The sequence below is a fragment of the Mycobacterium sp. IDUB_28 genome (assembly GCF_055419285.1).
On sequence record NZ_JBVAXK010000018.1, the window covers coordinates 23,605 to 41,921 of the forward strand.

The window sequence follows — 18,317 nt, forward strand, 5'->3', positions numbered from 1 at the left end:
ATTCGGGCGAGAGCCCGTATATCGCCAGGCACTCGCCGATAGCGTCCCCCGTAGACTTGCCTTCCCGTGAGCCTGAGCCTCGGAATCGTGGGTTTGCCCAACGTCGGCAAGTCGACCCTTTTCAACGCGTTGACGCGCAACAACGTGGTGGCGGCCAACTACCCGTTCGCGACGATCGAACCGAACGAGGGTGTGGTGTCGCTGCCCGATCCGCGGCTGGACAAACTGGCCGAACTGTTCAAATCCGAGCGGACCGTGCCGGCGCCGGTGACCTTCGTCGACATCGCCGGTCTGGTCCAGGGGGCGTCGGAGGGAGCCGGCCTGGGCAACAAGTTCCTGGCCCACATCCGCGAGTGCGATGCCATTTGCCAGGTGGTGCGGGTGTTCGCCGACGACGATGTGACGCATGTCTCAGGCAAGGTCGACCCGGGATCCGACATCGAGATCGTCGAGACCGAGTTGATCCTGGCCGACATGCAGACACTCGAGCGTGCGCTGCCCAGGCTGGAGAAGGAAGCCCGCACCAACAAAGAGCGCAAGCCGCTGTACGACGCAGCGGTGGCCGCCCAGCAGATCCTCGACGGCGGCAAGACGCTGTTCGGTGCCGGGATGGATGCCACGCTGCTGCGGGAGTTGAACCTGCTGACCACCAAGCCGTTCCTGTACGTGTTCAACGCCGATGAGGCGGTGCTGACCGACCCCGAGCGGATCGCCGCGTTGCGTGCGCTCGTCGCGCCGGCCGATGCCGTATTCCTCGACGCTGCAATCGAATCCGAACTCATCGAACTCGACGACGAATCCGCCGCCGAGCTGCTGGAGTCGATCGGGCAGACCGAGCGGGGCCTGGATGCGTTGGCGCGGGCCGGATTTCACACATTGAACCTGCAGACCTATCTGACCGCCGGGCCCAAGGAAGCGCGCGCGTGGGTGATCCACCAGGGTGACACCGCGCCGAAGGCGGCCGGCGTGATCCACACCGACTTCGAGAAGAAATTCATCAAGGCCGAGGTCGTGTCGTTCGACGACCTCGTCGCCGCCGGTTCGATGGCAGCGGCCAAAGCCGCCGGCAAGGTCCGGATGGAGGGCAAGGACTACGTGATGGCCGATGGGGACGTGGTGGAGTTCCGACACGGATAGCCGTCGGGCCGGGATTCTGCTGTGAAAACAGGTCGTGGCCTTTTAGCGTTGGTGAATGACTTCAACTGACCCCGCCGAGGCCCCGTCCCGCGGCTTCACTTCCCGGACTGTGCGGTGCGCGGTCTACGGATGCATCGCCTTCGTCGGACTCTTTGCGACCTGGGTGCCCAATCTCAGTTACACCTTCGGGGGGTTCATGCACGACTTCATGAACGACCTGAAAGTCACTCCGGCAAGCCGGTCGTACACCGGTGATCTTGTCGTGTTGGCGCTTGCCGCTGTGGTCCTGATGGTGGTCGAGGCTCGAAAGCACGGCGTGAAGTTCGTGTGGCTCTATGTCTTCGGCGGGTTCGCTACCGCGATCAGCGTTACGTTCCCGCTATTCCTGATTGCCCGCGAGATGAGGATGAGCCCGGCCGACAACGTGCGCATCCGCCCGGTCGACGTGGTCCTGTTGGTGGTGGTCGCCGTCCTGGTCGCAGGCCAGATTGGGTGGGTTGGGCTGGCGTGACCGGGAGCGGTGGCGATCGAGTTTCGGTTTGGAAATCCATCTGCAATCGAGCAGGACCGCGTAGTAGGCAGGTGATGTGAGGCGCCGCGGTAGAGAACTTGCTCGTCGAGTTCCTCGGTGGCGTGCGCTGAGGGCTGCCAGCGCGGACTTCCTCAAGTGGCCTGAGAGAGACCTGCACCCTCGATGAGGTGCCAGAGGAGGTGCGCGCCGTCGGGCGGCTGCCGCGGTGACCTATCGCGTCGAACTCACCGGCGCCGCGAGGAGGGCACGCGCCGACCCGCCGTCACGCTGACTGGACGCTCGGTGTCGTCGGTCCCGCCGGGGCGGTGCTGGGGGGCGAGGTGGGAACCTTGCTGGGAACACTCGGCGGAGTCAGGGCACCGCCGTACTGGGGGCAGTACGCCTGGATGGCGGCGCCGGTGAAGTAGGCGGCGTTCAACGACGGCCAGCTGGTCGCATCGATGACCTTGGCGATCAGCTCCGCATTGGTGTTGCCGGGATTGTCGTGCAGGGACCCGCAGACGATGGTCTTCGCGACCGCGATCGCTTTGTCCGGCGGACCGAAACTCATGCCGGAGGTGTTGAGGTTGGCTAGGAACGCGTCGTCTTTGGTGTCGGCGAAGGCCGGTGCGGCTAACCCCACGGCCACGACCAGCAACGCGAAGGCTTTCGGCACCATGATCTGTCCCCTCGAGTCTTGAGTCCATCGCAGTTTAGCCAGCAACGGGCTGGTGCCGCCTGCGCTTGACATCAGCACTTGCCTTCACACGCGGTCGAGGAAATTCTTGAGAGATGCGGATGGCACAGCGGTCGAAGGGGCTCTTGACCCGCGCCGCGCCGGCGAGCTCGGTTGCCGGCCTGACGGGTGGCATCGCCCGGCCCCGGCCCCGATGCCGAGCAACCACTGGACTCCGGTGTAAGCACCGGCAAGGACGACGGGAGACGCAGATGATCAGATCGTTGGCAGTCCTGGTTATCGCGGGCGCAGTCCTGACTCTCGCGCCCACCGCGGCAGCGGAACGGACGGTGACGGCGACGCAGGCCTGCGCGGAGGCGATGCCGGGGTCCATTCCAGTACAACTCACCTTCGAGCTGTCCTGCCAGGACCCCGAAACGTGGAAACGGGTGGGAACCTTGCCCGGAACCGAGGCCATGCCGGCGCTGATGGCCCGGGTCTTCCCCGGTGCGTATCGGGTCAACCCGGCCAACCGGTGGTCGGACTGGGTGATCCCGGAGTAGGCGCCGCATGGTCGCTGGGACGGCGAAAGTGACGTATCCCTCGTGTAGACATCGATATGACCCACGCCACGCAGTGGAGACACGATTCGGTGTTCATTGAGCGGCTCTGCACCGGCCGCGACCATTGATTTTCGAGTCCAAGTCATCTCCCGGCGTCCACGTTGCAGCATTGCTCCGCTCAACCGAGGATAGCTGTCCTAGCACGTCAAACGTTCACGCGTTTGCGTAGCGTAATTTGCTGACCAATTACAATAATCACACTGATCACATCTGTTTCACTTTATTGATTGATACGTGACATCGCTGCTGTAAGCGCAGGTCAATCCGCTATTGGAAACGGCGTGACCGGCACCACAAATTTTGATTACCTATCGAACTCGTCGGTAGCGTGCCGATTCATGATTGCACTAGCCACGCTTTTAGCACTCGTTAATCAGGTGTCCGGGACGCCGTACATTCCGGGTGGAGATTCGCCGGCCGGGACCGACTGTTCAGGATTGGCTTCGTGGGTCGCAAATGCTGCCAGTGACCAACCCGTATTCGGCAACAGGTTCAATACCGGAAACGAAGCGGCCGCATTGGCGGCTCGAGGCTTTCAGCCCGGTACCGCTCCCAACGCGTTGGTGATCGGCTGGAATGGCGGGCACACTGCGGTGACGCTGCCCGACGGCACGGCCGTGTCCAGCGGAGAAGGTGGTGGCGTGCGTATCGGTGGCGCCGGTGCCTACCAGGCCGGCTTCACCCACCACATGTTCTTGCCCGCAGGCGACCTGCCTGAAGGGGAATTGCCGGTGCCGGACGGTCCGCCTGTGCTGGTGGACGCGGCGGCGCCGGAGATGGCTCCACCCGCTGCTGAGGCCGGCGAGCCTACCCCGGGTCCCGTCGGCGAACCCGACGCGCCAGTCGCCTGACCAACGTTTCCTGTCGCAGCAAACCATAACCGCAGCCACACCCTGCGGCGCATTTGTGGGTTGAATCACAATGTGCCCAGGGTGTGGTTTGCGTCAAATTCCCCAACCTGCTTATCAGACTTTGTGGAATATACCCGCGAAGCTCCTTGCGTATTCCTGGTCGCATTGTCGGAATGTCGAATTCCGAATGCGGGAATTCAGTTCAACTGACCGCGATCTCTTTGCCGAGTCGGTAGCCGGGCGCCAACGGCAGCGTGTCGCCACTCCAGAACTTGCCGGGGTCGAACCAGTTCGTGTCCTTGTCGGTGAGAAGCAGGCCCATCTCCTCGTAGGTGATAGCGACCGTCTCCGCGCAGTACGCCGTGGCCATGCCCATGTTGCGCTGCGCCGCTTTTCTCCGCTCGCTGTGTGCGCGAACCTTCTTGTCCACCAACGGGATTCCGCGGAACCAGTCGTTGATGGTCGGTAACCGCCCGCGTAACCAGCGGCCGGTCAGCCGAGCGGTCGTCGGGAAGGCCGTGCCGTTCATCCGGGCGATCACCTGCAGCAGCGCGTTCTCCTGCTCGCGGCTGGCATACGGCGTCAGTTGACGTAACCAGCAGCGCTGGTGGTAGTTCTGCGTCCACCGCTGGAACACCTCGCGCGCGTCGTTGAGTTGGACACCACGATGGTTGGTGCCGGTCCACACGTCCACCAACTTGTCGCCCAGTTCGGCGTGCCAGATCAGCGGTGGCAGATCGTCGATGGCCACGGTCATGCCGACGTGATTCACCGGGGCATTGGTCAAGGTCTGGATGGCGCGGTCCGGTCCTGAGCCGCCCCGGAACAACCACAGGTCACCGGTGCGGGTTTCGGTCAGCGCTTGCTCCAGGGTGAGGGTGCTCGAGTCCACCAGAGCACTTTAGGCAGGATCAGGCCGTTATAGCCTGTGCTGATGCGCAACATCTGGAAGTGGATCGGGTTGGCCGGTGCCGCGGGCGTCGTTGCCGGTGGCGCTGTGGTGGTGCGCGATCAACGCAAACGCCGCGCGTACACGCCGGACGAGGTCCGGGCCCGTCTGCATCAGCGGCTGGCCGAGTCCGCTGCGGACCGCGATCAGTCCGAATCGGATCCGACCCCCACCGCGAACAACCGGTAACTGCCGGAGAAGCCTTTCAGCTCCACCTCCCGACCGTCGTCGAAAGTGATGTCGTCGCACTCCCGAACGGCGTCGCGCACCGGTTCGCTCACCAGGATCTCGCCGCCTTCGGCCTGCGCGGCAACCCGGGCGGCCATCGCGACGTTGCGACCGAACAAATCCTCGCCGCGGCGTACCGAGCGTCCCATGTGGATGCCGATCCGGACCCGAATCTCCTGGTGGCGCTTGCGTTGTCCGTCTCTGAAGATCGCGTTCTGCACGTCGATTCCACACCGGACCGCCTGATCGGCTCGGGCGAACGCGACCATGTATCCGTCGCCCTGGCTCTTGACCACGTGACCTTCGCGCTTTCGCACCCGCTCCTGCACCAGCTTGTCGTGCGCGCCGATCAGCTTGACCCAGGCGCGGTCGCCGATGCGCTCGTTGAGCGCGGTGGATTCCTCGATGTCGGAGAACAAGATCACCACACGCCCATCCTTGGTGACCTTGGCCAGGTCGGGCCGTTCGACCTCGGCCCAGTCGGCCAAGTCTTCGATAGAGCCGCGCACCGCCGCTCCGAAACCTTCTTTGCGCACCAAGTTGGCGGTGTTCCACACCGTTTTGACCGCTTCGCGGCCGCCGGACCACAACCGGGTGCGCACGTCGGCGCGGTGCTGTAGTTCGGCCAACTCGGCGCGGCTACGGTGCAGCAGTCGCCACAGCACTACCAATCCGACGGCTTCGGCTACGGCGATGCCGCCCAGGATGTAGACCGCGATCCGCAGCGCATCGCCCATGCCGAACATCCTGACAGGCCGCTGTACGGCTATCTCGCCGGGCCGATGATGTCTAGGGTTGACGAGGGCGGCCCCGGGAAATACATGCTGACGGTGTAGTCGGCACCTCAGATCTGTTGGTGATTCGTGGAACTGCCGGTGACCCGGCGCGAAGGAGACGAGATGCAGCTGGGCATGGTCGGCCTCGGCCGGATGGGCGCCAACATCGTCCGTCGCGTCGTGACGGGCGGACACCAGTGCGTGGTGTACGACCACAGCTCCGATGCGGTCAAGGCCATGGCCGGCGAGGAGAACGTCACCGGTGTCTCCTCGCTGCGCGAGTTGCGGGATAAACTGGCCGCCCCGCGGCTGGTGTGGGTGATGGTGCCCGCCGGAACCATCACCACGGGGGTGATCGACGAACTGGCCGGTATCCTCGAGGCCGGCGACATCGTGATCGACGGCGGCAACTCGTACTACCGCGACGACATGAAGCATGCGAAGACGTTGGCCGACAACGGTATTCGGTTACTCGACTGCGGCACCAGCGGCGGCGTGTGGGGCCGCGAGCGAGGTTACTGTCTGATGATCGGCGGCGACCAGGACGCCTTCGACCATGCCGAACCGATTTTTGCCACCATCGCGCCCGGGGTGAACGCAGCCGAGCGGACCCCGGGCCGCGAAGGCAGGGTCGCCCAACCCGAGAACGGTTACCTGCACTGCGGCCCGGCCGGAGCCGGCCACTTCGTGAAGATGGTGCACAACGGCATCGAGTACGGCATGATGGCTTCGCTCGCCGAAGGCCTGAACATCCTGCGCAACGCCGACATCGGCACCCGCATCGAAGAGGGCGACGCTGAAACCGCGCCGTTGTCCAACCCCGAGTATTACCAGTACAACTTCGACATCCCCGATGTCGCCGAGGTATGGCGCCGCGGCAGCGTGATCGGTTCCTGGCTGCTGGACCTGACCGCGATCGCCTTGCATGAATCGCCCGATCTGGACGGCTTTTCCGGTCGGGTCTCCGACTCGGGTGAGGGCCGGTGGACCTCGATCGCGGCAATCGACGAAGGCGTTCCAGCGCCGGTGCTCACCACCGCGTTGCAGTCCCGGTTCGCCTCACGCGACCTCGACGACTTCGCCAACAAGGCGCTGTCGGCGATGCGCAAACAGTTCGGCGGGCACGCGGAGAAGCCGGCGAACTAACCCTCGACGAACCGCACCACCGCCTCGCTGAAGGCGTCGTTGTCGTCGCCCGCCGCGGTGTGCCCCGCATCGGACAACTCGACGAATTCCGCGCCGGGCACCTGAGACAAAAAGTGTTGCACGCCTTCGGGACTGACTACATCGGACAACTTGCCCCGAATCAGCAGGACCGGGATGGTCAGGTCGGCGGCCGCCTGCTCGAAGCCCTCGGTGCGCAGTTCCGGGTCGTCGCCGGGCTTGGTCATGAACGCCGGGTCCCAGTGCCAGTACCAGCGGCCGTCGCGCAGCCGCAGGTTCTTCTTCAGACCTTCCGGGCTGCGTGGCCTGGTCCGGTGGGGCAGGTAGGCGGCGACGGCATCGGCCGCCTGTTCGAGAGTTTCGAAGCCGTCGATGTTGGTCATCATGAAGTCCCGGATCCGGGCGCTGCCGTTCTTTTCGAACCGCGGCACCACGTCGACGAGGACCAGTTTGGTCACCTTCTGCGGCCCGGCCCGGTCGGCGACCAGGATGCCGGTCAACCCGCCCATGCTGGCCCCGATGATCACCACGGGGCGGCCGATCACGTCCAGGACGTGCATGACGTCGGCGGTCAGCGTCTCGACGTCATAGTCGGCATCGGGTGCGCGGTCGCTGTCTCCGTGTCCGCGGGTATCGATCGCGATGACGTGATAGCCGTCGTCGGCCAGGACCTGGCCGGTGTTCTTCCAGGAGAACCGGTTCTGGCCACCGCCGTGCAGCATCAGGATCGTCGGCCGGTCTGCCGGATCGGGCACGCCGCGGTTCCATTCGTCGGCGACCAGGGTGATCCCGTCGACCCCGGAGAACTCGACCGTCTGGGGGCTGGGCATGTGATGAGTCTCCTTCGGTTGGGGTGCAGAAGCCAGGTAGGCGCGAATGACCTCGACGAGCATCTCGCGGTTGCGGGTGCTGTCCAGCGGTGTGGGCCAGGTGAGCTGAAGGGCGACCAGGCCGCGGATGGTGCTCCAGATGAGGTTGCCCAGCCGGCTTGCCTGCCCCGGGGTGATGCCGGTGGCGAGGTGCTCACCGATCTCTGTCATGCGGGCCGTCATCGCGGTCAGGTGGGCGTTGGTTGACGCGGTGCGGGCTGCGCGGGTAGCGATCAGGATCTCCAGGGCGGCCATCGATGTCGGGCTGGAGAACGCGCGCCAGACCGCCTCGACGACAAAAGCCGGTCGGTCCTGCGACCGGATCTGTGCCACCTGCGCGGGCAGGTCGTCGAGGGTCTGCAGCAGGTCGGCAAATCCCTTGTCCACCACCGCCATCAAGATGCCGTTCAGGTCTCCGAAGTGGTATTGCACTGCGCCCCAGGTCAATCCGGCACGCTCGGTGATCTGCCGCATGCTGGGCGGGGCGAATCCCTCCTGCAGCACGTAGCGGACGGTTTCGTCGATGACGGCCTGGCGGCTGCGTTCGGCACGCGCCTGGCCACCGGACGGCGGTCGGCGCGGTGCTGTCACGGGGTCACCACATCACGCCACGCAGGTGATCCAGCGGCCGCAGGTCGTGGGCGGCCAGGATCCCGCCGGGTGCGCGGCACACCGCCTCGATCAGATTGACAACCCTTGCCGCCGTCGCGATCACGCCACCGTCGTTGTGGTCGACGCGGGCACTACCCAGGTGGGTGTTGATTTCCACGCCCGGGCTGCCTTCGACGACCACCCGGTGCACGCCGGGACGACCGTCCGGCGGATAGGCCCAGTCGGGAGCAGCTTGCGCGCCAAGACGATTGACGTGCTCCATGGTGATGACGACTGCGCCGTCCCGCACCCCTTCGACACCGAAGCGCACGGCCGCGACCTGTCCCGGTTCGACGTGCATCATCACGCAGTCGATGGGCTGCGGTGTCACCCACTTCTCGCACCGCTCGCGTATCTCGTCGAGCTCGACGCCCAGGTCCTGCGCCAGGCTGCGCACCTGCACACCCCACATCGAGGTGAGTACACCGGGGCTGAACATGATCGGCGTGTGATCCGGTGTGGTGCCGAAACCGAAACTCACACCGGTGAATTCGGCGTCATCGTAACTGGCGTAGTCGCAGATCTCCTGCACGGTGATGCTGGTGGCGCGCTCGGCCAGGCTCAGCGCGGTGTAGGCGAGGGTGTCGCCGGAGAAGCCGGGGTCGACGCCGTTGATGTAGAGCGTGGTGTCGCCGTCGGCACAGGCCCGCTGCAGTGGCTCGCGCAACCACCGACCGGCGTGTCCCGGTGCCACCAGCCACACGAAGGAGGACCCCACGACGTTGGTGCCGGCCCGCAGGAAACGGCTGATTTCCGACATCGCCTCCTGCGGCCGGGTTTCGGCCTGCGAGGTGTAGACGACGCAGTCGGCGTTCAAGGCGACCAAGGCATCGACGTCGTCGGTCGCTGTGATGCCTGTCGGCGCGGCGAGTCCGCACAGTTCGGCGGCGTCACGGCCCACTTTGCCCGGGCTGGACGCGTGCACACCCACCAGCTCGAGATCGGGCCGTTCGATCAGCATGCGCAGCGCGTGACGGCCGACATTGCCCGTCGAATACTGGATCACCCGTCGCACGTCAACCACCCAGCTAAGTCCACCCGTCAGATGATTACACTCGTAATCTTTCGGGGCAAGCGCCGATGAGTTTCAGGCGCGGCCCGGGTCTATCTCGGTGCAGGTATTTCCAACAACCGGGAGGCGACATGCCAGCGATCACGCCCTCATTGTGGTTCGACGACAACCTCGAAGAGGCGGCCGAGTTCTACACGTCGGTGTTCCCCCACTCGTACGTCGAGGGGTTCACGCGGTACAGCGACGCCGGGCCGGGTGAACCGGGATCCGTGGCGTTCGGGACGTTTGTGCTGGACGGCACCCGATTCCTGGGCATCAACGGCGGACCGCACTTCACCTTCGACGAGGCGGTGTCCTTCACGATCCACTGCGCAGACCAGGACGAGGTCGACTACTACTGGCAGCGGCTGACCGAGGGCGGCCAGGAATCGCAGTGCGGTTGGTGCAAAGACAGGTTCGGCCTGAGCTGGCAGGTCGTCCCGGACCGGCTGATGGAATTGGTCGGCGACCCCGACCCGGCACGCGCCGCCGCGGCCACCAGGGCGATGCACGGGATGAGCAGGATCGTGGTGGCCGATCTGGAGGAAGCTGTCGTGCAAGTGTGAGCTCGGGCTTCTGCTCGCCCTGGCTGCCGGTTACGTTGGACTGAGCCGGTGAACAGGAGTCGTGTTGCCACAACCACGCTGGGTCGACGTGAGGAGCCCCAACGCCGACCTCAAAGCCCTGATGTGGGGTCCTGCGGATGCCCCGATTGCGTTGTGCCTGCACGGCTTTCCCGATACCGCCTACGGCTGGCGCAAGGTGGCGCCCCGGTTGGTCTCGTCCGGCTGGCGGGTGGTGGCCCCCTTCATGCGTGGTTACGCACCGTCGTCGATCCCGACCGACGGCAGCTACCACATCGGGGCGTTGATGGACGACGCGCTGCGGGTACGTGCGGCCGCGGGCGGCACTGAGCGCGACGTGGTGATCGGTCACGACTGGGGTGCGATGGCCGCCGCCGGGCTCGCCGCGCTGCCCGACACCCCATTCGCCAAGGCGGTGATCATGTCGGTGCCGCCGGTCGGTGCCTTCCGCCCGTTCGGGCAAGTGCCCGAGCGTGGGCGGCTGCTCCGTCAGATACCACCCCAGCTGGTGCGCAGCTGGTACATCAGCTACTTCCAGTTGCCGTGGTTGCCGGAACGGTCGGCGTCCTGGGTGCTGCCGCTGCTGTGGCGACGGTGGTCGCCTGGCTACCGCGCCGACGAGGACCTGCGCCACGTCGACGCCGCGATCGGCACGCCGGAGAGTTGGCGGGCGGCGCTGGGACCGTACCGTGCCACGATCCGCAATACCCGCCCGCCGCAGCAGTACGCCGAGTTGCACCGGCACTGGGTGCAGGCGCCCATGTTGCCGAGCCTGTACCTGCACGGCAACGACGACGGCTGCATGACACCGGCTTTCGCGCGCTGGGTGCAGCCGGTGCTGCCCACCGGTAGCGAGGTGGCCATCGTCTCCGGCGCCGGACACTTCCTGCAGCTCGAACAGCCGGACAAAGTGGCCGACTTGGTGTTGGCGTTCATCGGCTCCCCCTGATGCCGCGGATGGCGGCCGTCGACGCCCAGTTCTATTGGATGTCGGCGAAAGTCCCCAACGACGAGTTCCTGCTCTACGCGTTCGACGGTGCACCCGACGACGTCGAGCATGCTCTGGAGCAGGTACGCCGACGGGCGCAGGCCAGCCCCGCATTGGCGATTCGCGCCGAGGACGACTGTGCCGTCCGCTATCCACGGTGGGTGCCCGCCGACGTCGGGCCCGCCTGTACCGCCCGGCACGATCTGGCCGACGACAGCTGGGACGGTTGTCTCGCGGCAGTGGCCGGCCTGGCCGACAACCAAATGAGCAGGGGTGGAATCCCCTGGCGCATCCATCTATTCACCCCGGTGCAGGGCATTCCGGGAGCATCCGGACCGGGCGCCGTTGTCGTTGTGCAGGCCACGCACGCGTTCGCCGACGGCCGCCGGGGCGCCGCGCTGGCCGCGTTCCTGTTCGGCAGGGCGGGCCCGGCGCCAGAGGTCCCCAGGCCGCGGTCCGGGCTGGTGCCGCTGCGGGCGCTCGACGCGGTGCGTACCCACCGGCAGTTGGTTGCCGATACCGAAGCCGGGCTGGTGGCGCCGGCCCTGGGCACCCGGCCGCCGCTGGCCACCAATGCCCGGCCACGGGGTGCGCGGTCCATTCGCACGTTGGTACGCCACCGTTCCCAACTACCGGGTGCCACCGTCACCGTCGGCGTACTGGCCGCGGTCTCGGACGCGATGTCGGAAATGCTGGGCGGTGACATCGATTCATTGGGTGCCGAGGTGCCGATAGCCAAATCGGGTGCCCGCCTGGGCTGCAACCATTTCGCCAACGCCGTGGTGGGGCTGTATCCGCAACTCGCGCACGCCGAACGGCTGCAGCGGATCGGCGTCGACCTGGCCAACGCGCGTCGTCGCCTCGAGCACCCCGCCGTCCGGGCCGGTGACCGTGCATTCGCCAGCGTCCCCGCGGCGTTATTGCGTTGGGGAGTATCGAAGTTCGACGTCGACGCCCGGCCCGCGCACGTGGCCGGCAACACGGTGGTCTCCAGCGTGCATCGCGGCCCCGCCGATCTGCGCTTCGGGGACGCCCCGGTGGTGCTGACCGCCGGGTACCCGTCGCTGTCCCCGCTGATGGGCCTGACCCACGGAGTGCACGGCATCGGCGACACCGTTGCGGTCAGCATCAACGCGTCGGGATCGGCTGTTCCCGATGTGGATGCCTACATGCGGCTGCTGGACACGGCGCTGTAGTCACTAGCCTGCGTCGCCGGATCGGGCAGCTTCCTCCCGGGTCAGACCGGCGGCCAGGATCAGTTCCTCGTGCAGTTCGAACCACACGGTGTGATAGGAATCGATGAGTGGCCTTGTCAGCCAAGGGATCTCACCTGACTTCACCCGGTTCAGCGCGACGTCCAACTTGGTCACGTAGGCGCTGAGGCGCGGCAGTTGCGCGGTGACCGGGCCGATGATCAGCACCAGGCGCCGGTGCACATCGTCGAGGCGGGCCAACACTGCGGCGTCGTAATCCGCATCGGCGTGATCGTTGGGCCGGTCGTCCTTGAGCTGCCAGTCGGTGACCAGAGATTTGAATTCGCCGTTGACCGAACGGAATTCGTCGTAGACCGCGGTGATCGTGGCCGAGGCGACATGCTGGCGTTCGGCGGCGAGCAATTCGGCGAGCCGGGCGCGACCCGTCGGGGAGATCCGTACCGTGGGTCCCTCGACCAGTAGCCCGGCGTCGGCCAGTCGATCTACTGTCTTGCCGACGGTGTCGTGGTCCATCCCCAGGGTCGCGGCCAGGTCGGGCACGCTGACCCGCCCTTTGAGGCGAACAGCCTGCAGCACAGCCAATTCGGTCACCGGTCGACTCCCGCCCGTCGCGCAATCTCGGCGAGTTCGCGCAACTCCGGAGTGTCGTCCTCGGACCATGCGGTGAGCGGCAGAATGCCCTGGCGTACTTCGCCTTCGTAACCGTCGACGGTGATCTGCTTGCCGGCCAGCGCCGCGGCGACACCGTGACCGCAGCCCACCACCGCCACCCGGCCCAGTTCGCGGCTGACGACGGCGGCATGGCTCGCGGCGCCACCGACTTCGGTGACAATGCCCTGCGCGGCCAGCATCCCGAGCACGTCCTCGGGTCTGGTGTGGTCGCGCACCAGGATGACCTGCTCGCCGCGGTCGGCGGCGTCCAGCGCCTCGTCGACGTCGGTGTATGCGGTGCCGGTTGCGACACCTGGGCAGGCCGGTAGACCCTTGGCCAAAAGCGCTGCGGATAACCGGCTTTCCGGTTGTAGCGCGGGTCGCAGCACCGTCTCGATGTGCGCGGAAGTCACCCGGCGCAGGACTTCGGCATCGTCGATGAGCTGTTCGTGCCGGAGCTGCAGAGCCAGGCGCACCGCGGCAGGTGCTGACCGCTCGGCCGCCCGGGTCTGCAGCAGCCAGAGTTTCCCGTCTTCCACGGTGAATTCGATCTCCTGCACGTCCGAGTGGAAGCGTTCCAGGCGTCGGGCGGCGGACATCAACTCGTCGAAGATGATCGGTTGCTGATCGCGCAGGGCATGGATCGGCTCGACATCGACCAGTCCCGACACCACGTCGTCACCCTGGCCGCCCGGCAACCACTCGCCGAACGGTTCATTGGCTCCGGTGATCGGATTGCGTGACGACAACACCCCGGCACCGGAGTCGGCGGTCAGGTTGCCGAACACCATCGCCTGCACCACGGCGGCCGTGCCGCCGCGCGCGTCGCGGCCGTAGTGTCCGCGGTATGCGGTGGCGCGAGGGGAGTTCCATGACGCGAACACGGCTTCGATGCCCGCGCGCAACTGTGCGTAGGGGTCCTCGGGCGGGTCGTCTCCGACCACGCGCCGGTACATGGTGGTGAACCGGCGGCGGGTGTCGCGGGCGAATGCCGCGGCCTGGTACCGGGCCAACGCCTGCTCGACAGCGTCGTTCATCCCGAGGTCGAGGATCGTGTCCATCATGCCGGGCATCGACTGGGTGGCGCCCGAGCGCACGCTGACCAGCAGCGGCAGCGGCCCCTTCCCGAAGGTGCGCGAGGTTTGCTCTTCCAGCCACCCCAACCGGTCCAGGACGGCGTCCCAGATTGCATCCATCGTCGGCGCGGGATCGGCCAGATACCGGGTGCCGACCTCGGTGCTGATGCAGAAAGCGGGCGGCACCGGCAAATGGTGCCTGCGCATGGTGTCGATGCCGTGGCCCTTGTTGCCCAGGATCTCCCGGGGCCGATCAGCCCGGCCGTCGAGCAATACGACGCTGTCGTGCAGGGTGCCGACGGGGGAATCATGGCGTGGTGCGACCCGAGCCATGGTGCACCCCCTAGTCTTTGAGCTGCCCGATCGGTGCTGCGGGCAAACGCCGGAACGCCCGCAATGGTCCCACACCGGTGGTTGGCCGCGTCCGTCACAAGCGATGATCTAGTTTGAACTGTATGACTGCCATCGATGTCGGGTTATTGATTCTGCGGTTGGTACTGGGTCTGACATTGGCCGCGCATGGCCTCAACAAATTCTTCGGCGGCGGCCGGATACCGGGGACCGCGCGCTGGTTCGAGAGCATCGGAATGAAGCCCGGGAAGTTTCATGCCACCGTGGCCGCCAGCACCGAGACCGCCGCCGGACTGGGCCTGGCAGCCGGTTTGCTGACGCCGATCCCGGCGGCGGGTTTCGTGTCGCTGATGATCGTCGCGGCGTGGACGGTGCACCGCCACAACGGCTTCTTCATCGTCAAAGAGGGCTGGGAGTACAACCTGGTGCTGGCGCTGAGTGCCGTCGCAGTGGCCACCGTCGGCTCGGGCAAGCTCAGCCTGGACTACCTGCTGTTCGGCGAGAAGCTGTGGATGACCGGATGGAGCGGCCTGGCGATCTCGCTGGGGCTCGGTCTGGCCGGCGCCATCGGGCAGCTGCTGATTTTCTATCGGCCACCGGCGCCGCAGCCGCAATAGCGCTACGGATCGTCGGCCTGGTCGGTTTCAGGTCTTCATTCGGGGTGGTGCAGCTCCGACGTCACCGGCGAAGAGCTCGGCCTCGCCCGACAGCGCGAGGACTGTATGGCGGTCTGTATGGCCCGGATACAGGCCGTGGTGGCGTGGGATCTCGACAGGTTGCATCGTCGTCCTTTCGAGTTGGAAGCATTCATGGCCCTGGCCCACCCGTCGACCCGAATGCTCTGGTGTGGCCGTGAGAACTGTGGTGGCTACCTGGTCGGCCTGGGCGACTACCAGACCAAGCGCCCTATGTACCGCTGCAAGACCTGCCGGAGCGTGTCGATCCGCGCCGAGTTCGTCGAGCCGATGGTCTACGCCCTGCGGTCGCCGCCTGGCTCGCGAGGATGCCGTGGATTTGCTGATGCCGAGATCGACGAGGCGGAAGCCGAGGAGCTGCGGGCCGAGAAGTAGGCTTCGTACGGGCGGTTGCCGAACTTCGGCTTGGCTACTGGGTCGGCCATGTGGGGATGGTAAACCCCGCAACGAAGAGTTTGCCGAATCCGACCCGGCGACACCTGCTGCTCTCTTACGCTCCCTTCGTTCAACCACGAAGAAGGGAGTGGATCAATGTCGATCCGCGCTGTAATCCTGTCCATGGCCGCTGTCGCCGCCGTCCTGGGTATCGGAGTCTCTGTCGCACCCGCTGCGCAGGCAGACCCGCCCTACGCGACCTGCGCTCAGGCGGCTGCCGACGGCAGATACAACATTCCCCGGGGCGACCCGGCCTATAGCCAGAAGCTGGACCGAGACAACGATGGCATCGCCTGCGAACGGCGATAAGCCCCCGCGCCTGACTCAGGCGCAGATCCGCGCCATCGTGTCGGTCATCGCGGTGATCGTGGCGGTGGTGATGGTGTTTGCCGGGTACAAGCTCGACGAGGCCCAGCGACCGGCTGGGCCACCTCGCAGCACCAGCAGCCTGACCGTCAGTCCTGCGTCCAGCGACCTGCCCCACCATTACGCGAATTGTGCTGAGGCTTGGGCTGATGGCAGGACCAACATTCCACGGGGAGACATCGACTATCACCCGGCGCTGGACCGGGATGGTGACGGCGTGGCCTGCCAGCGTGGTGACTAGCCCGTCTTCGAACTTCAACCGCCAAGCGCTGCTCATGTTTAACGCGCTATTCGTGAAATTCTCGACGACCACGGTGACGATGATCCACCGTTCTGGGAACTCCCAATCATCACTGGGTTTGGCGAAGATGACTTTCGTACATTGCAGCATGAAATCGCGCGAATTTGTCGCGGGCGACGGCTTCTTCGCCGGTGCGGCCTTCGATGATCGGGGCCTGGTCGTCGGGGTTGCACATGCCGGGGGCGGCCAGTTTGGCCAACGCCGCTTCCAGGGTGGCCCGGAATTTCGGGGTGATCAGGCCGCTGATCGTCGACATCCCGTCGGGCTGTTAACGGCCCAGGGTGAGGCCGCGTGTGCGGGCCCGATCGGGCTCCCCGGGCAGGAAGTTGCCGTCGGGTTTGAGGCAGTCTCTGTAGACGCGGGCGTATTCGGTGAGCTGGTCGGGGCGATACCCGGTGGCAATGACGTCGGGGGGACGATCTCTGCGCTCGTGCCGCCCGACATACCCCGAACTCTAGGGACAGCCACCGACAAACCCGGCCGGATGCCATGCAGCACAGCCCTATTCGCGCACAGCGAAGCGAAGTCGGCGCTGTTGCGTACTGTGCCGGTTATGCGTATCCATGAGGTGCGGGCCCGCCGCAGCGCTGACGACTTTCCCCGCTCTGAGCACCTGGCTTGGAAGATCGCCGAGGTGGCGACCGACCCGGTAGCCGTCCCAGCTGACACCGAGGCCATGGTGATCAACCGGATCATCGACAATGCCGCGGTGTCGGCGGCCGCAGCCTTGCGACGTCCGGTCGCAGTCGCACGCGCGCAAGCGCTGGCCCACCCGGTCGTTACCGGCGCGAAGGTGTTCGGCGTCGAGGGCGACTACTCTCCGGAGTGGGCCGCCTGGGCCAACGGTGCGGCAGTACGCGAATTGGATTACCACGACACGTTTTTGGCTGCCGAGTACGCACACCCGGGCGACAACATCCCCCCGTTGTTGGCGGTGGCTCAGCACCTCGAATTGTCCGGGGCGGACCTGATCCGCGGACTGGCCACCGCGTACGAGATTCAAATCGACTTGTCCAAAGGGATCTGCCTGCACGAGCACAAGATCGACCACGTCGCACATCTCGGTCCTTCGGTGGCTGCCGGATTAGGCACCATGCTGCGACTCGACATGGCGACGATCTACCAGGCGATCGGGCAGGCGCTACACCTGACCACTGCGACGCGGCAGTCCCGCAAGGGTCTGATCTCGAGTTGGAAGGCATTTGCGCCGGCATGGGCCGGCAAGGTCGGGATCGAAGCAGTCGACCGGGCCATGCGGGGCGAGGGGGCGCCGGCGCCGATCTGGGAAGGCGAGGACGGCGTGATCGCGTGGCTGCTTTCCGGCCCGGAGCACACCTACCAGGTGCCGCTGCCCGAATCGGGCGAACCCAAGCGCGCCATCTTGGACAGCTACACCAAGGAGCACTCTGCGGAATACCAGAGTCAGGCCCTGATCGATCTGGCTCGCCGACTCCGCACGCGGATCGCCGACCTGGACCGCATTGCGACGATCGTGCTGCACACTAGCCACCACACCCACTACGTCATCGGCACCGGATCCAACGATCCGCAAAAGATGGATCCGGACGCGTCCCGCGAAACGCTGGACCACTCCGTGATGTACATCTTCGCCGTCGCACTACAGGACGGCACCTGGCATCACGAACGCTCCTACGCACCAGAGCGGGCACACCGGCCGGACACCGTCGAACTGTGGCACAAGATTTCGACCCGGGAGGACCCCGAGTGGACCAGGCGCTACCACTCCAGCGAACCGGCGGACCGGGCGTTCGGGGCCCGTGCGGAAATCACCCTGCGCAGCGGCGAGGTTATTGTCGACGAGCTGGCCGTCGCCGATGCACATCCGTTGGGCGCCAGGCCTTTTGGGCGCAAGGAGTATGCCGCGAAGTTCACCGGGCTGGCCGAGGGTGTGGTCGACGAGACCGCGCAACGACGCTTCCTGACTGCGGTTCAAGCGTTACCGGACTTGCCGGCAGGCGCACTGGGTGCGCTCAACGTCGTCCTCAAGCCGTCAGTGTTGGAGCAGGGACCGACGATTCCGGCCGGAGTTTTCGGGTGAGCCGGACTACCCGCCCCACTTAGCGGCTTCGGCGCCGTCGCGGGCCAGCATGGCCATGGTGTTGGCCTCATGGGTGCTGGCCATCGACTGATAGGCCCGCACCAGATCGGT

At 65.9% G+C, this 18,317-nt stretch carries 21 protein-coding genes and 2 pseudogenes; 14 read left to right on the forward strand and 9 right to left on the reverse strand.

The window, feature by feature from the left end; translation table 11 throughout:
• The first annotated feature begins 66 nt into the window (after positions 1 to 66).
• Positions 67 to 1,137 carry a redox-regulated ATPase YchF gene (gene ychF / locus ACZYZ9_RS24890; RefSeq protein ID WP_463828843.1) on the forward strand — a complete coding sequence of 357 codons (1,071 nt, stop codon included), beginning with the start codon at positions 67 to 69 and terminating at the stop codon, positions 1,135 to 1,137.
• A gap of 55 nt (positions 1,138 to 1,192) precedes the next feature.
• Positions 1,193 to 1,648, forward strand: a complete 456-nt coding sequence (locus tag ACZYZ9_RS24895) for a DUF2834 domain-containing protein (protein ID WP_463828844.1) — start codon at positions 1,193 to 1,195, stop codon at positions 1,646 to 1,648.
• A gap of 283 nt (positions 1,649 to 1,931) precedes the next feature.
• Here the strand turns inward: ACZYZ9_RS24895 and ACZYZ9_RS24900 are convergent, their stop codons facing one another.
• The gene (locus ACZYZ9_RS24900) at positions 1,932 to 2,327 is read right to left on the reverse strand and encodes a DUF732 domain-containing protein (protein ID WP_463828845.1); all 396 of its coding nucleotides are present in this window, start codon (positions 2,325 to 2,327) and stop codon (positions 1,932 to 1,934) included.
• A gap of 269 nt (positions 2,328 to 2,596) precedes the next feature.
• On the opposite strand from ACZYZ9_RS24900, the gene ACZYZ9_RS24905 reads away from it, so the two are divergent.
• Both ACZYZ9_RS24905 and ACZYZ9_RS24910 read left to right on the forward strand, forming a co-directional pair.
• Positions 2,597 to 2,887, forward strand: a complete 291-nt coding sequence (locus ACZYZ9_RS24905; RefSeq protein WP_463828846.1) for a hypothetical protein — start codon at positions 2,597 to 2,599, stop codon at positions 2,885 to 2,887.
• A gap of 497 nt (positions 2,888 to 3,384) precedes the next feature.
• Positions 3,385 to 3,798, forward strand: coding sequence for a hypothetical protein (locus ACZYZ9_RS24910; protein ID WP_463828847.1), 414 nt, complete (start codon positions 3,385 to 3,387; stop codon positions 3,796 to 3,798).
• A gap of 202 nt (positions 3,799 to 4,000) precedes the next feature.
• On the opposite strand, the gene ACZYZ9_RS24915 is transcribed toward ACZYZ9_RS24910, so the two are convergent.
• Entirely contained in the window at positions 4,001 to 4,690 is a 690-nt protein-coding gene (locus ACZYZ9_RS24915) for a guanylate cyclase (RefSeq protein ID WP_463828848.1), read from the reverse strand.
• A gap of 42 nt (positions 4,691 to 4,732) precedes the next feature.
• Between ACZYZ9_RS24915 and ACZYZ9_RS24920 the strand changes: the two genes are divergently transcribed.
• Positions 4,733 to 4,936, forward strand: a complete 204-nt coding sequence (locus ACZYZ9_RS24920) for a hypothetical protein (protein WP_463828849.1) — start codon at positions 4,733 to 4,735, stop codon at positions 4,934 to 4,936.
• On the opposite strand, the gene ACZYZ9_RS24925 is transcribed toward ACZYZ9_RS24920, so the two are convergent.
• Positions 4,894 to 5,721 carry an adenylate/guanylate cyclase domain-containing protein gene (locus tag ACZYZ9_RS24925; RefSeq protein WP_463828850.1) on the reverse strand — a complete coding sequence of 276 codons (828 nt, stop codon included), beginning with the start codon at positions 5,719 to 5,721 and terminating at the stop codon, positions 4,894 to 4,896. The two genes, ACZYZ9_RS24920 and ACZYZ9_RS24925, sit on opposite strands and share 43 nt — an antisense overlap.
• A gap of 153 nt (positions 5,722 to 5,874) precedes the next feature.
• Here ACZYZ9_RS24925 and gnd point away from each other — a divergent pair, with 153 nt between their 5' ends.
• Complete coding sequence (gene gnd / locus ACZYZ9_RS24930; RefSeq protein WP_463828861.1) at positions 5,875 to 6,897, forward strand: phosphogluconate dehydrogenase (NAD(+)-dependent, decarboxylating); 1,023 nt, start codon at positions 5,875 to 5,877, stop codon at positions 6,895 to 6,897.
• On the opposite strand, the gene ACZYZ9_RS24935 is transcribed toward gnd, so the two are convergent.
• Positions 6,894 to 7,745, reverse strand: coding sequence for an alpha/beta fold hydrolase (locus ACZYZ9_RS24935; protein ID WP_463828862.1), 852 nt, complete (start codon positions 7,743 to 7,745; stop codon positions 6,894 to 6,896). The two genes, gnd and ACZYZ9_RS24935, sit on opposite strands and share 4 nt — an antisense overlap.
• A gap of 634 nt (positions 7,746 to 8,379) precedes the next feature.
• Positions 8,380 to 9,450, reverse strand: coding sequence for an NAD(P)H-dependent amine dehydrogenase family protein (locus tag ACZYZ9_RS24940; RefSeq protein ID WP_463828863.1), 1,071 nt, complete (start codon positions 9,448 to 9,450; stop codon positions 8,380 to 8,382).
• A gap of 128 nt (positions 9,451 to 9,578) precedes the next feature.
• Here ACZYZ9_RS24940 and ACZYZ9_RS24945 point away from each other — a divergent pair, with 128 nt between their 5' ends.
• The 3 genes from ACZYZ9_RS24945 to ACZYZ9_RS24955 all read left to right on the forward strand — a co-directional run bounded on the left by ACZYZ9_RS24945 (position 9,579) and on the right by ACZYZ9_RS24955 (position 12,254).
• Positions 9,579 to 10,052, forward strand: coding sequence for a VOC family protein (locus ACZYZ9_RS24945; protein WP_463828851.1), 474 nt, complete (start codon positions 9,579 to 9,581; stop codon positions 10,050 to 10,052).
• Positions 10,053 to 10,116: 64 nt separating this feature from the next.
• Positions 10,117 to 11,019 (forward strand): alpha/beta fold hydrolase, encoded by a 903-nt coding sequence (locus ACZYZ9_RS24950; protein ID WP_463828852.1) that lies wholly within the window; start codon positions 10,117 to 10,119, stop codon positions 11,017 to 11,019.
• An 8-nt stretch (positions 11,020 to 11,027) separates the two neighbouring features.
• Complete coding sequence (locus ACZYZ9_RS24955) at positions 11,028 to 12,254, forward strand: WS/DGAT domain-containing protein (RefSeq protein WP_463828864.1); 1,227 nt, start codon at positions 11,028 to 11,030, stop codon at positions 12,252 to 12,254.
• Between the two features lie 3 nt (positions 12,255 to 12,257).
• Here ACZYZ9_RS24955 and ACZYZ9_RS24960 read toward each other — a convergent pair whose 3' ends face one another.
• Both ACZYZ9_RS24960 and ACZYZ9_RS24965 read right to left on the reverse strand, forming a co-directional pair.
• Entirely contained in the window at positions 12,258 to 12,863 is a 606-nt protein-coding gene (locus ACZYZ9_RS24960; RefSeq protein WP_463828853.1) for a MarR family transcriptional regulator, read from the reverse strand.
• Positions 12,860 to 14,332 carry a pyruvate, phosphate dikinase gene (locus tag ACZYZ9_RS24965; RefSeq protein ID WP_463828854.1) on the reverse strand — a complete coding sequence of 491 codons (1,473 nt, stop codon included), beginning with the start codon at positions 14,330 to 14,332 and terminating at the stop codon, positions 12,860 to 12,862. The genes ACZYZ9_RS24960 and ACZYZ9_RS24965 overlap by 4 nt, the downstream gene beginning before the upstream one ends.
• Positions 14,333 to 14,454: 122 nt before the next feature.
• On the opposite strand from ACZYZ9_RS24965, the gene ACZYZ9_RS24970 reads away from it, so the two are divergent.
• From ACZYZ9_RS24970 to ACZYZ9_RS24985, 4 genes and pseudogenes are all read left to right on the forward strand, one after another.
• Positions 14,455 to 14,967 (forward strand): DoxX family protein, encoded by a 513-nt coding sequence (locus ACZYZ9_RS24970; protein WP_463828855.1) that lies wholly within the window; start codon positions 14,455 to 14,457, stop codon positions 14,965 to 14,967.
• Positions 14,968 to 15,093: 126 nt separating this feature from the next.
• Positions 15,094 to 15,171: pseudogene (locus ACZYZ9_RS24975) on the forward strand (hypothetical protein); the annotation flags it as partial.
• Between the two features lie 432 nt (positions 15,172 to 15,603).
• Positions 15,604 to 15,789: an excalibur calcium-binding domain-containing protein gene (locus ACZYZ9_RS24980; RefSeq protein ID WP_463828865.1), complete on the forward strand. Its 186-nt coding sequence runs from the start codon at positions 15,604 to 15,606 to the stop codon at positions 15,787 to 15,789.
• Complete coding sequence (locus ACZYZ9_RS24985; protein ID WP_463828856.1) at positions 15,764 to 16,087, forward strand: excalibur calcium-binding domain-containing protein; 324 nt, start codon at positions 15,764 to 15,766, stop codon at positions 16,085 to 16,087. Before ACZYZ9_RS24980 ends, ACZYZ9_RS24985 begins: the two co-directional genes overlap by 26 nt.
• A gap of 109 nt (positions 16,088 to 16,196) precedes the next feature.
• Here ACZYZ9_RS24985 and ACZYZ9_RS24990 read toward each other — a convergent pair whose 3' ends face one another.
• On the reverse strand, positions 16,197 to 16,403 hold the full coding sequence (locus ACZYZ9_RS24990; RefSeq protein WP_463828857.1) for a DUF222 domain-containing protein: 207 nt from the start codon (positions 16,401 to 16,403) through the stop codon (positions 16,197 to 16,199).
• A gap of 297 nt (positions 16,404 to 16,700) precedes the next feature.
• Here ACZYZ9_RS24990 and prpD point away from each other — a divergent pair, with 297 nt between their 5' ends.
• A complete protein-coding gene (prpD, locus tag ACZYZ9_RS24995; protein ID WP_463828858.1) occupies positions 16,701 to 18,206 on the forward strand; it encodes a 2-methylcitrate dehydratase PrpD in 1,506 nt (501 codons plus the stop codon).
• Positions 18,207 to 18,212: 6 nt separating this feature from the next.
• On the opposite strand, the pseudogene ACZYZ9_RS25000 reads toward prpD, so the two are convergent.
• A pseudogene (locus ACZYZ9_RS25000) lies at positions 18,213 to 18,317 on the reverse strand (WXG100 family type VII secretion target); the annotation flags it as partial.

Excerpts from the sequence above, each read along its gene's own strand:
- ACZYZ9_RS24925 (WP_463828850.1), bottom strand. The coding sequence starts at position 5,721 with ATGTTCGGCATGGGCGATGCGCTGCGGATCGCGGTCTACATCCTGGGC.
- ACZYZ9_RS24900 (WP_463828845.1), bottom strand. The coding sequence starts at position 2,327 with ATGGTGCCGAAAGCCTTCGCGTTGCTGGTCGTGGCCGTGGGGTTAGCC.
- ACZYZ9_RS24990 (WP_463828857.1), bottom strand. The coding sequence starts at position 16,403 with ATGTCGACGATCAGCGGCCTGATCACCCCGAAATTCCGGGCCACCCTG.
- ACZYZ9_RS24945 (WP_463828851.1), top strand. The coding sequence starts at position 9,579 with ATGCCAGCGATCACGCCCTCATTGTGGTTCGACGACAACCTCGAAGAG.
- ACZYZ9_RS24955 (WP_463828864.1), top strand. The coding sequence starts at position 11,028 with ATGGCGGCCGTCGACGCCCAGTTCTATTGGATGTCGGCGAAAGTCCCC.
- ACZYZ9_RS24920 (WP_463828849.1), top strand. The coding sequence starts at position 4,733 with ATGCGCAACATCTGGAAGTGGATCGGGTTGGCCGGTGCCGCGGGCGTC.
- ACZYZ9_RS24935 (WP_463828862.1), bottom strand. The coding sequence starts at position 7,745 with ATGCCCAGCCCCCAGACGGTCGAGTTCTCCGGGGTCGACGGGATCACC.
- ACZYZ9_RS24905 (WP_463828846.1), top strand. The coding sequence starts at position 2,597 with ATGATCAGATCGTTGGCAGTCCTGGTTATCGCGGGCGCAGTCCTGACT.
- ACZYZ9_RS24970 (WP_463828855.1), top strand. The coding sequence starts at position 14,455 with ATGACTGCCATCGATGTCGGGTTATTGATTCTGCGGTTGGTACTGGGT.
- ACZYZ9_RS24895 (WP_463828844.1), top strand. The coding sequence starts at position 1,193 with ATGACTTCAACTGACCCCGCCGAGGCCCCGTCCCGCGGCTTCACTTCC.
- ACZYZ9_RS24985 (WP_463828856.1), top strand. The coding sequence starts at position 15,764 with ATGGCATCGCCTGCGAACGGCGATAAGCCCCCGCGCCTGACTCAGGCG.
- ACZYZ9_RS24965 (WP_463828854.1), bottom strand. The coding sequence starts at position 14,332 with ATGGCTCGGGTCGCACCACGCCATGATTCCCCCGTCGGCACCCTGCAC.
- prpD (WP_463828858.1), top strand. The coding sequence starts at position 16,701 with ATGCGTATCCATGAGGTGCGGGCCCGCCGCAGCGCTGACGACTTTCCC.
- gnd (WP_463828861.1), top strand. The coding sequence starts at position 5,875 with ATGCAGCTGGGCATGGTCGGCCTCGGCCGGATGGGCGCCAACATCGTC.
- ACZYZ9_RS24980 (WP_463828865.1), top strand. The coding sequence starts at position 15,604 with ATGGCCGCTGTCGCCGCCGTCCTGGGTATCGGAGTCTCTGTCGCACCC.